Raw genomic sequence first — 10,853 nt, forward strand, 5'->3', positions numbered from 1 at the left:
AAGTAGCACTTCATCATGAATTGGATGAAGTGCTACTTTATTGTAGAAGCTTGGGAAGGGAAAGAAGAGGCAATTTGAGTGAAAAAGATACTCAACCAAAAGAGGTAGACCTGATTACTTCTTCCGGCAACCCGATCAAATTAAGACATAACCTGATCATATCTTAGAGCTACCCGATCGAATAGTGGCTTTACCCGATCAGTTCTCCCGGTAGCCAGAGTGAACGGAAAATACTATCGGATCAGAAAATGACTTTACCTGAGCTCGTGCAGTTTCATCTTTGCAAGCCCTTTTAAAATTTACTATTTATTTTCTGCTTTCAATCCATCAAGCACAATAGCTGTAAATTGAGCCATTTCGACTGATAAATTGAAGTCTTCATTATGAATTAACCAATCATAGACATTTGCACGCATGCAACGCTGAATAATAGCCTGCACTTGAGTAACCTGCAAATCTTGACGAAATTCTCCAAGTCGAACGCCATCCTCTATATAAGTATTAATAATTTGGAATATTGTTCTTTGTGGATTAATTAAATAATGATCTTGTTCCACTTGATTTGTCATAGCCGCAGTATAGACTGTTCGCATTAAATCCTTGCCCACAACGTTTGTTAAATACATCATCTGCTCTTTATAAAGCGTTAAAATTTTTTCGCTTGCTGGTAAAGTAGAGTCGATATTTTTTTCTACAGTGCTATAAAAACTATCAAGTTCCTTAAATTTTTCTAAAATAACATCGTACTTAGATGGGAAATGGGTGTAAAACGTTCCCTTCGATACATTACATGCTTTCGTAATTTGTTCAATAGATACATACTCAAATCCATGTTTATAAAATAAATCTAATGATGCTTTGAGTAACTTTTCCCGTGTTTCTAATGCCTTTTTTTGACGGCTCGTTAATGAATTCATGTTCTCGTATTCCTCCGAATAAAAATAGAATAAAATGTTTTTGTTAAAATTTCTGAAAATATAAAAATTTTGATTGACGATATGGAATTAATTTGATTATGATTTAATTGACCGAAGTCAATGACTGTGGTCATTTGGATTTTATCGTACTAATGTTACGATAAAAGACTGGAGTTGGCTAGTGTGCATTGGATTTTCAAAATGATATTTCTGTAGCTTTTTAACTTCTTTCAGCGGGTATCCAAACACCCGCTGAAATAGAGGAACTCAGTCTAAGAGCGCCACGTCCTTTGGCGACGACTGAGTGACCAACATCTTGCTGTTGCTGACGCTTCGCTTTCGCACAGACAAAACCTTTTGCTGTTGCTGACGCTTCGCTTTCGCACAGACAAAACCTTTTGCTGTTGCTGACGCTTCGCTTTCGCACAGACAAAACCTTTTGCTGCCGCTGCGTTAGCACTACGCTTTCGCGCAAAAAACATCTGTTGGCCCAAAGCCTCCGGCGGATGTCACGGAATCGGAAAGGAGTTCTTAGGGGATGTTAGCCTAAAATCATCGCATCCATGCGATAACGGCTAACTGACCTGCATCGGTAAAAACGCCACGTCCTGTGGCATTACCGAAATGACCGACATCCTGTCGTCCCTCAGCAGGCCTAAGCACAAAGCCGATTCCGGACGCAATTATGCCGAGGCATAATTGATGTCTAACAAATTGAACAATTTTAAAGGGGGACAATAAATATGACAACAGCACATGAGGTTAAAACATTAACACATTTCATTGGTGGAGAGCTTGTGGAAGGAAAAAGTAATCGCTTTGGTTCTGTATACAATCCTACTACGGGTGAGGTGATTGCCAAGGTGCCACTTGCAACTGCAGAAGAAACTCGGGAGGCAATTGATAAAGCACAGGAAGCATTTCCACAATGGAGAGATACGTCAGTAGCTAAACGTGCTGAGATTGTATTAAATTTCCGTAATCTTATTACTGAAAATATGGAGGAGCTTTTACAAATTATTTGTACAGAGAGCGGTAAAACAATTGAGGATGCGAAAGGCGAAATTACACGTGGTTTGGAGTCTGTTGACTTAGCTATTGGTGCACCTCATTTAATGAAGGGGGAGTATTCTGTCAATGTCGGTGGTCAGATTAATGCCTACTCTGCAAAGTATCCATTAGGTGTAGTTGCGGCTATTTCGCCATTTAACTTCCCAATCATGGTGCCTTTAGCACAAACAAGCATGGCAATTGCTGTCGGCAATGCAGTTATTTTAAAAGCTTCCGAGCGTGTACCTATGACTGCCTTGTATGTGAGCGAGCTTTGGAAAAAAGCTGGGTTACCGGATGGTATTTGGACGGTAGTAAATGGAGATAAAGATGCAGTAAATGAACTATTAGAAAACCCGATTGTACAAGCAATTTCATTTGTAGGTTCGACACCAGTTGCCCAATATATTTATGAAACAGGCTCGAAATACGGTAAACGTGTTACAGCGCTTGGTGGAGGTAAAAACAATATGGTTGTGATGCCTGATGCGGATCTTGATCAGGTAGCAAATGCATTTATCGGAGCAGCTTATGGGGCAGCCTCTCAGCGTTGTATGGCCATTTCCACGATTATGCCTGTTGGAAAGGATACAGCAGATCGTCTTGTTGAAATCTTAAAGGAGAAAATCGCTAACTTGAAGGTAGGTTCATATACAGATCCAGAGTCAGACTTTGGCCCTGTCATTTCACAGCAATCGAAGGAAGCGATTATTGCGGCTATCAAACGAGGCGAGTCTGAAGGGGCAACAGTTATTTGTGATGGTCGTGAACTCGATATTGTCAAAGAGTCAAAAGGATTCTTTGTAGGGCCAACATTGCTAGATAACGTAAAACCAGGCATGGAAATTTATGAACAAGAAATATTCGGTCCAGCTCGAAATGTTGTACGTGTTGATTCATTGGACGAAGCCATTCAACTTATTAATAAGCATGAGCTTGGAAATGGGGTTACAATCTTTACGAATGACGGTTTAGCAGCTCGTAAATTTACAACAGAAATCGATGTTGGTATGGTGGGCGTGAATGTACCAATTCCAATTCCTGTTGGTTACCATAACTTTGCTGGATTTAAAGGTTCTCGCTTCGGAGAAGGTCATATGTTTGGCCCAGATCAAGCACGCTTCTTCACAAAAACAAAAACAATATCAGAGCGTTGGATGACGGGTCAGGCATCGACAGCATCTACGTTTGCATTCCCAAGTAATAACGACTAATACAAATGAAGAGCTGTATTCTTTTACAGCTCTTTTTAAATGGCTCAAATCATAGGTAGAATCCTTTATTCTCAGGAGGGATTGCGTGAAAGGAAAAACAGTTTTTATTACTGGAGCAGCACGTGGTATCGGGTTATCTATGGCATTAGCGTTTGCTGAACAGGGAGCGAATGTAGTGATAACAGATATGAATGAACAGCTTTTAGCGGAGGTGATTAAACACAATCCGCAATTAACTGCATACACATGTGATGTTACGGATGAACAGGCAATATGTGATGCGATTGACTTTACTGTTCAAAAGTTCAAGACAATAGATATTGTCATTAACAACGCAGGGTTTCAGCATGTTTCTCTTATAGAGGATTTCGCGACAGAAATCTTTGAATCCATGCAAAAAGTGATGCTTGTTGCACCTTTTATAGCAATGAAATATGTGTTACCGCATATGAAGAAAAATAAGTTTGGACGCATTATTAATATGGCATCCATTAATGGCGTTATCGGGTTTGCCGGTAAGGCTGGATACAATGCGGCAAAGCATGGCGTTATTGGTTTAACAAAGGTTGCTGCATTGGAGGTAGCAAATGAAGATATAACAGTGAATGCGATTTGTCCAGGGTATGTCGATACAGAATTAGTGCGTAATCAGTTTACGGAGTTAGCAAAAACAAGGGGAATCCAAGTAGAGGAAGTGCTTGAGCAGGTACTTTATCCACTCGTTCCTCAAAAACGTTTACTAGATGAATCGGAAATTACAGGACTTGCGCTTTATTTAGCTAGTGATATGGCAAAGGGGTTAACAGGTCAAGCAATTATTTTGGATGGCGGTTATACAGCACAATAGCTTAGGAGGGTGAAATATGATTCAAACAAAAACAATCTATACGGTTCATTCGCCAGGAACGATCGTTTATGGTCGAGATTCTTTTAATGAACTAGGCGAATACGCAAAAAAATTGGGGACTAAGGCTCTTATCATTAGTGATCCGATTATGGATAGCTTAGGCTTTGTTAATCAATGTAGCACTTTATTAAGAGCTAATGGAGTAGAAACATTTTCATATTTAGGCGTAACAACGGAACCAGTGGATACGTATGTAGCAGAGGGGCTTCATATTTTACAATCTGAGGGCTGTGATCTTATTATTTCTGTCGGTGGCGGGAGCTGTATCGATACAGGCAAAGCAATTGCAGTAGTTGCAACGAACGGTGGTTATATTGGCGATTATATGAAACTGGCAAAAATCGCAGAGCAAGCACCGATTCCACATATTGCGATACCGACAACTGCGGGGACTGGCTCAGAAGCGACGGATGTAACAGTCATTACTAATACGAAAAATGAAGTGAAAATGATGATTAAGCAGCCTGCATTTATGCCAAACATCGCTATTGTAGATCCGATTTTAACGGTTACCTCTCCGCCCTCTATCACTGCGGCGACAGGTATCGATGCATTAAGTCATGCTATTGAAAGTTATTTATCTCGTTTAGCACATCCTTACTCGAATGTACTTGCACTATCAGCCATGGAGTTAATCGTTCATAATATTTTAAAAGCTTACGAGCAAGGTCATGATATTGATGCTCGGGAAGCGATGTCGCTAGGCTCCATGCAAGCAGGTCTTTCATTCTCAAATGCTTCTGTCGCTTTAGTACATGGCATGTCTCGACCAATAGGAGCATTATTCCATGTACCTCATGGTATTTCAAATGCCATGCTCTTACCGGCAGTATTAGAATTTTCAAAGGATGCTTGTGTCGATCGGCTCGCGGATCTCGGTAAGTTTTTCAATAAAGATAATGAGCAGTTATCTCAAGAAGAGCTGGCTGAGTTAGCTATTGATTCGATTAAGGAAATGTGCAAGAAGATGGATATAGGGAATTTGAAACAATGGGGAATTGATGAAGAAGCGTTTTACGATGCTATTCCGAAAATGGCAGCTGATGCAATTGCCAGCGGTAGCCCCGGAAATAATCCTAAAGTTCCGACAGAGGCAGAGCTTATGGAACTTTATAAAATTGCCTATCATTATGAGTTTTAAGGTTACGAAAGGAATCTGTCTAAAATAGAGTTACAAATCATATGTAATTTGTAACTCTATTTTTTATTAATTGCATATTATAATTTTGAAACTATATACAAAGGGGATGGGTTTAAATGGAACAATGTTTTATTTGCAATAAACACAAGGGCAACATTCAAACCTCAGGGGTCATGATTTATGAAGACGAATATGTTTATGTTGGGCATATAGACAAAAATGGAGCACCTAATTATTTAGGTCATATCATGATTGATTTAAAAAGACATGCTCCTACTCTAGGAGATATGACTATAGACGAGGCAAAAGCATTTGGTGTCATTATGGCTAGAGTCAGTAAGGCAATAATGGAATGTGAAAAGGCAGAGCATATCTATTCATTGGTTTCTGGAAATTCAGTGCCACATTTACATATGCATTTAGTTCCTCGATATCCTCATACCCCTCAACAGTATTGGGGACCAAATGATGTTTATGATTGGGAAGATGCTCCGATGGGCGACAATAGCGAAGTTGTTAAGCTTTGTACTCGAATAAAAACATATCTTGAGAATAATGCATATGAGTGAATCCATAGAAGAGTTTAGCTGGATAGGTAGCCAAGACAACTTCATAGATCATCCAAATCTTTATCAAATTAAACATGTTATTGTTGGACGATATGGCGGTAACTCCGATGCAGGACAATATAAAAACGAAGATGGTTGTTTAGTATGGCTAGATGAAAAGCAAGATTGGGAATTCTCCATTTTACTGGATGCTCATAATACATCTGAGAGTGCTCAAATAATTATCCAACAATTTTTTTATCATAAAAATGAAATTACACATTTATTATCTTTACCGACAAACCATCAAACCTTTAAAAGTCTTGAAGAGAAGATTTTAACTATATTTCAATCGGAAGAGTTCTTGTCTGTTTGCAGGAATATTACCGGAGAAACTGCATGTTTAATTGTCGTAAGAAAGGATAAATATGTATGGTGGTTTTCAGTTGGAGACAGTGTTCTTTTTTTATTTCACGAAGAATTGGCTGCATTAGGTCAGTTTCAATTAAATCAAAGGCAATTTTATGAATGGATAGGGCAAGTCAACACGTTTGAACAGGACGTCCCTTGCTATAGCGTTGGAATTAAAGAATTAAGACAAGGAGAAAATCGTCTTTTTCTAACCACAGATGGCTTACTTGAATGTCCTCATGAACCATACGCTAAGCCGATTAACATTTACAATTCCTTTTGTAACGCTAAGGATATAGAAAGCATTGGGTCAATGTTAAAGAATATCAAAAAAAATGGTGTCAGAGATAGCACTACTATAGTTTTCTGGAAAGTGAATATATCAAAGGAAGCCACTAGAGCGAGTAATCAAGATTAATGGAGTCTAGTGCCCGCGGAAGAGAAGCGGAAACCCGCGCGGCATGGAGATACCCGCGGAAGAAAAGAGAACCCCCCGCCATGGAGATACCCGCGGAAGAGAAGAAAATACCCGCGCCAGTGAAATACCAGCGGAAGAGAAGAGAATACCCGCGCGTGGCAGTGAAATACCCGCGGAAGAGAAGAGAATACCCGCGCGTGGCAGTGAAATACCCGCGGAAGAGAAGGGAGTACCCGCGCGTAGCAGTGAAATACCCGCGGAAGAGAAGCGAAAACCCGCGCGCCAGTGAAATACCCGCGGAAGAGAAGAGAATACCCGCGCGCCAGTGAAATACCCGCGGAAGAGAAGAGAATACCCGCGCGTAGCAGTGAAATACCCGCGGAAGAGAAGAGAATACCCGCGCGTAGCAGTGAAATACCCGCGAATACCCAGCAACATAAGAATCCCAGCTAGCAAGACCTTTCAATCTTGCATCCTCTCTATCGGTTTGTAGAATTAATATGACATATTCAAGAAAATATAGTAATATTTTAAGTGAATCATCATTCATTTTTCGGAAGGGGAAATCGTATGTTGCAGGGGAAAACAATTATTATTACAGGTGGATCAAATGGAATGGGGCTTTATATGGCGAAGCAATTCGTTGCTGAAGGGGCAAATGTTGTCATTACAGGTCGTAATGAGGAGCGGCTGGCAGAGGCGAAAGCTTTTATTTTAGAGGCGGGAAAAACGATTGAAACATTCCAAATGGATGTTCGAGTGCCTGAGCATGCGGAGGCAATGTTAGCATTTGCTGTTGAAAAGTTTGGACAGGTTGATGGGCTTGTGAATAATGCAGCTGGGAATTTTATCGTACGTGCAGAGGATTTATCGCCAAATGGTTGGAAGACTGTTGTTGATATCGTTTTAAATGGGACATTCTTTTGTTCTTCTGCGGTCGGTAAATACTGGATTCAACATAATATTAAAGGATCTATTCTTAATATGGTTGCAACTTACGCATGGAGTGCAGGTGCTGGTGTTATTCATTCAGCAGCTGCGAAAGCAGGTGTATTGTCATTGACTCGAACGTTAGCTGTTGAATGGGGAAAACAATATGGCATCCGAGTAAATGCAATTGCTCCAGGTCCAATTGAGCGTACAGGTGGTGCAGATAAGCTTTGGGAGTCAGAGGCTGCAGCTGCTCGTACATTGGACTCTGTGCCGTTAGGTCGTATAGGTACGCCTGAAGAAATTGCTGATCTAGCAACATTTATGATGTCTGATAAGGCAAGATATATGAATGGGGAATGTGTGACACTTGATGGCGGGCAATGGCTCAATCAGTATCCATTCTAACTTCTTTCAGCGAAGTCTCCCACCTCTATAAGTGGTGAGATGAATGCGGGTTTAAGCTATTTTTCAGCAGGTAACCCAACACTTTTGTGCAAGCGCAAAGCCGATTCTGGAGGCAATTATGCCGAGGCATAATTGATAACAAAAAATCTTTGCATAATGGAGAGCTGGGTTGACGCATACTAAGGGTAAAGAAAGGAGTTTTGCCTATGGGTATGTGGTTAATACCGGCTCTTATTGCCATTACGATTATTTCTGCTATTTCGCTTGTGTCAACGCTGAAGATTGCCAAAATGACGTCTCAGCGGAAATCGGAAAATGATACGCCGATTTCAGAAACCGTTGAAGAGTATTCGACGATGCTCAACCCAGTTGTTTGGGTATACATCATTTTTTTACTTTTTTTAGGGATAATGATTTTTTATTATTGGAGTAAGGTCGGCTATTAAAAAGATTTTTTTCTTCATTCAGTTCATATTTTTTAATATAGCTGAATGAAGATATTTCCAATTCCCTCGGGTGAAACCCTCTTTATATATGCACTTTCGATACTTAGTTTTGCTTCAAATTGCTTAAATAATTCGTTGCTAATAAAAACTCTTCTCGGCCTTGTCGTGGTCATATAAGGAAAAGTTATGATATGATAAAAGGGAAGCATCCTGTTCTGCAAAGCGGGGACAGAAAAGGAGAAGAAGTTCATGATTTCAACTAACAGCAAAGATTTATTAGCAATGCCAATTAGTGAATTTATTATTTCATCTGAAAAGGTTGCGCATGTACAAAGTGGAAATAGTGCGGAACATGCACTCCTAGTACTGACACGTACAGGGTATTCTTCGATACCTGTTTTAGATTTGAAATATCGACTTCAAGGTTTACTAAGTATGAAAATGATTACTGAATCCATACTTGGACTAGAACATATTGAATATGAAAAGCTACCCGATATTAAAGTGGATACGATAATGGATAAAGATATCGCTGTATTAAAGTTGACGGATACTTTTCAGCGGGCTCTAGACTTAGTTATTAACCACGCCTTTTTATGTGTTGTGGACGAAGATGGAACATTTGCAGGAATTTTAACGAGACGAGTTATTCTAAAGCAATTGAAAAAATATATTTATCAAAAAGAGTAGTAGTTTAAGAGGGGACTCAGATGAAAATCATGAGGCCCTCTTTGCTTGTATCGGAGGTTTACTGATTGATGGCAACGGAGGCTGAAGTTTTAAAAGTACTAGCAGAGGAACGTAATATGCGTAAAGCAGCAGAACGTTTATTTTTATCGCAACCAGCACTTTCTCAAAGGCTCCAAACTATTGAAAAAGACTGGGGCACGCAATTATTTATTCGTTCGCAAAAAGGACTTACGGCGACACCTGCTGGAGAGCTTATTATTGCCTATGCAACAGAAATGCTCAGCAAAAAAGAAGAGATTTATGAAACAATCCAATCACTAACGACGAAAGTAAACGGGACATTGAAAATTGCCTGTGCATCGATTGTCGGACAAAACTGGCTTCCGATCATATTAAAGGATTTTGTATCGAAATATCCTGAGGCAAAAATTTCTCTTATGACCGGCTGGAGCTCTGAAATTGTAGAAGCACTTTATGAGGGTGAGGCTCATGTAGGGATTGTACGTGGGCAGGTTGATTGGAAAGGGGAAAAAATCCACCTTTTTCGTGACACCCTTTATTTAGTAGATAAAGAGTTAAAAACGATAGAAGATGTCCTGACGACAGACCGACCTTTTATTCAATTTAAAAGTGATTCCAATTACTATCAGGAAATTCAACAATGGTGGCGGCAGCATTTCGCTTCAAATCCACGAAAACAAATTTTAGTTGATCAAATTGAAATTTGTAAGCAAATGGCATTGAATGGTATCGGTTATGCTATTTTGCCTTCAATAACGTTAAATGATAATGATGGTATTAATAAAATAGCATTAACTAATAATGAAAAAGAATTTGGTTTAACGCGTGATACTTGGTTAATTGGCTATGAATCCTCATTTGAGTTACGACAAGTAGAGGCTTTCGTAGAGGTAGTGCAAGACCATGCACGATGTTTGTTTGATTATACGAAATAAGAATACTTTCAAGGCAGTCCCAAGTGATTCACAAGGGGCTGCTTTTTTTATCTATAATCGGTGAAAAACGAAGAAGAAAAATCTCTACTGATTAAAGCTTCACTAAATGAGTAACTTCTTGGCCTATCACCAAAAGTCAGGACTCCATTTGTTAAAACATATGTCATATATGTTGATCTTCGTTCCGACTGGGCGACTCTTTGGGATCAGCGATAGAGGAACGAAGGCTAAGAGCATCACATCCTGTGATAACGCCTTCGTGACCAACATCGGTGCTGTTGTTGCTGCCGCTTCGCTTTCGCACAGCCCAAAACCTGTTGCTGTCGCTGCGCTTTCGCACAGCCCAAAACCTGTTGCTGCCGCTTCGCTTTCGCACAAACAAAACCCTCTGCTGCCGCTTCGTTAGCACTACGCTTTCGCGCAGAAAACATCTGTTGGCCCGAGACCCTGCAGCGAAGCGAAGCGGGAGGGGAACGAAGGCTAAGAGCATCACATCCTGTGATAACGCCTTCGTGACCAACATCCTGTTGCTGCCGCTACGTTGCACTGCGCTTTCGCACAGAAAACATTTGTTGCCCCGACGCCCTCAGGAAGCTCTGCTCTGCGCGAAAGCGAAGCGTCAGCGGCAAATGTTTTATCTGTGCGAAAGCGAAGCGTCAGCGGCAAATGTTTTATCTGTGCGAAAGCGAAGTGTCAGCAACAAAGCGCTCAGTCGGAACGGAAATCAACCACACGTTATGGTAATTAGTAAATTCTTAAGAGTTTATGAATATTCATGAAGATATCATAAGAAATGGAACAAAATGCAATATAAAAC

The 10,853-nt window shown here is 40.2% G+C and carries 12 protein-coding genes; 10 read left to right on the forward strand and 2 right to left on the reverse strand.

Annotation, left to right across the window (positions count from 1 at the left end):
* Positions 1–302: 302 nt before the first annotated feature.
* A complete protein-coding gene (locus ACQKN2_RS03155) occupies positions 303–917 on the reverse strand; it encodes a TetR/AcrR family transcriptional regulator (protein ID WP_427413658.1) in 615 nt (204 codons plus the stop codon).
* Positions 918–1,137: 220 nt separating this feature from the next.
* Entirely contained in the window at positions 1,138–1,344 is a 207-nt protein-coding gene (locus tag ACQKN2_RS03160; RefSeq protein ID WP_427413659.1) for a hypothetical protein, read from the reverse strand.
* A 316-nt stretch (positions 1,345–1,660) separates the two neighbouring features.
* Between ACQKN2_RS03160 and ACQKN2_RS03165 the strand changes: the two genes are divergently transcribed.
* The 10 genes from ACQKN2_RS03165 (at position 1,661) to ACQKN2_RS03210 (ending at position 10,036) form a co-directional block, all read left to right on the forward strand.
* Positions 1,661–3,181 (forward strand): CoA-acylating methylmalonate-semialdehyde dehydrogenase, encoded by a 1,521-nt coding sequence (locus tag ACQKN2_RS03165; RefSeq protein WP_427413660.1) that lies wholly within the window; start codon positions 1,661–1,663, stop codon positions 3,179–3,181.
* A gap of 85 nt (positions 3,182–3,266) precedes the next feature.
* Positions 3,267–4,028: a 3-hydroxybutyrate dehydrogenase gene (locus ACQKN2_RS03170; RefSeq protein ID WP_427413661.1), complete on the forward strand. Its 762-nt coding sequence runs from the start codon at positions 3,267–3,269 to the stop codon at positions 4,026–4,028.
* Positions 4,029–4,044: 16 nt separating this feature from the next.
* Positions 4,045–5,229 (forward strand): iron-containing alcohol dehydrogenase, encoded by a 1,185-nt coding sequence (locus ACQKN2_RS03175; protein ID WP_427413662.1) that lies wholly within the window; start codon positions 4,045–4,047, stop codon positions 5,227–5,229.
* A gap of 116 nt (positions 5,230–5,345) precedes the next feature.
* Positions 5,346–5,798, forward strand: coding sequence for an HIT family protein (locus tag ACQKN2_RS03180; protein WP_427413663.1), 453 nt, complete (start codon positions 5,346–5,348; stop codon positions 5,796–5,798).
* Positions 5,791–6,606 carry a protein phosphatase 2C domain-containing protein gene (locus tag ACQKN2_RS03185; protein ID WP_427413664.1) on the forward strand — a complete coding sequence of 272 codons (816 nt, stop codon included), beginning with the start codon at positions 5,791–5,793 and terminating at the stop codon, positions 6,604–6,606. Before ACQKN2_RS03180 ends, ACQKN2_RS03185 begins: the two co-directional genes overlap by 8 nt.
* Before the next feature lie 80 nt (positions 6,607–6,686).
* Positions 6,687–6,935: a hypothetical protein gene (locus ACQKN2_RS03190; RefSeq protein WP_427413665.1), complete on the forward strand. Its 249-nt coding sequence runs from the start codon at positions 6,687–6,689 to the stop codon at positions 6,933–6,935.
* A 241-nt stretch (positions 6,936–7,176) separates the two neighbouring features.
* On the forward strand, positions 7,177–7,944 hold the full coding sequence (gene fadH, locus ACQKN2_RS03195) for a 2,4-dienoyl-CoA reductase (protein WP_427413666.1): 768 nt from the start codon (positions 7,177–7,179) through the stop codon (positions 7,942–7,944).
* Between the two features lie 206 nt (positions 7,945–8,150).
* Positions 8,151–8,390: a short-chain dehydrogenase gene (locus ACQKN2_RS03200; protein WP_427413667.1), complete on the forward strand. Its 240-nt coding sequence runs from the start codon at positions 8,151–8,153 to the stop codon at positions 8,388–8,390.
* A gap of 249 nt (positions 8,391–8,639) precedes the next feature.
* Positions 8,640–9,080 (forward strand): cyclic-di-AMP-binding protein CbpB, encoded by a 441-nt coding sequence (cbpB, locus tag ACQKN2_RS03205; RefSeq protein WP_323645395.1) that lies wholly within the window; start codon positions 8,640–8,642, stop codon positions 9,078–9,080.
* A gap of 68 nt (positions 9,081–9,148) precedes the next feature.
* Entirely contained in the window at positions 9,149–10,036 is an 888-nt protein-coding gene (locus tag ACQKN2_RS03210; RefSeq protein WP_427413746.1) for a LysR family transcriptional regulator, read from the forward strand.
* The last annotated feature ends 817 nt before the right edge of the window (positions 10,037–10,853 follow it).

This window comes from Lysinibacillus sp. NPDC093688, assembly GCF_050280145.1.
GTDB classification, from domain to species: Bacteria; Bacillota; Bacilli; order Bacillales_A; family Planococcaceae; genus Lysinibacillus; species Lysinibacillus xylanilyticus_B.

Excerpts from the sequence above, each read along its gene's own strand:
- ACQKN2_RS03210 (WP_427413746.1), top strand. The coding sequence starts at position 9,149 with ATGGCAACGGAGGCTGAAGTTTTAAAAGTACTAGCAGAGGAACGTAAT.
- ACQKN2_RS03180 (WP_427413663.1), top strand. The coding sequence starts at position 5,346 with ATGGAACAATGTTTTATTTGCAATAAACACAAGGGCAACATTCAAACC.
- cbpB (WP_323645395.1), top strand. The coding sequence starts at position 8,640 with ATGATTTCAACTAACAGCAAAGATTTATTAGCAATGCCAATTAGTGAA.
- ACQKN2_RS03175 (WP_427413662.1), top strand. The coding sequence starts at position 4,045 with ATGATTCAAACAAAAACAATCTATACGGTTCATTCGCCAGGAACGATC.
- ACQKN2_RS03200 (WP_427413667.1), top strand. The coding sequence starts at position 8,151 with ATGGGTATGTGGTTAATACCGGCTCTTATTGCCATTACGATTATTTCT.
- ACQKN2_RS03185 (WP_427413664.1), top strand. The coding sequence starts at position 5,791 with ATGAGTGAATCCATAGAAGAGTTTAGCTGGATAGGTAGCCAAGACAAC.
- ACQKN2_RS03190 (WP_427413665.1), top strand. The coding sequence starts at position 6,687 with ATGGAGATACCCGCGGAAGAGAAGAAAATACCCGCGCCAGTGAAATAC.
- ACQKN2_RS03155 (WP_427413658.1), bottom strand. The coding sequence starts at position 917 with ATGAATTCATTAACGAGCCGTCAAAAAAAGGCATTAGAAACACGGGAA.
- fadH (WP_427413666.1), top strand. The coding sequence starts at position 7,177 with ATGTTGCAGGGGAAAACAATTATTATTACAGGTGGATCAAATGGAATG.
- ACQKN2_RS03165 (WP_427413660.1), top strand. The coding sequence starts at position 1,661 with ATGACAACAGCACATGAGGTTAAAACATTAACACATTTCATTGGTGGA.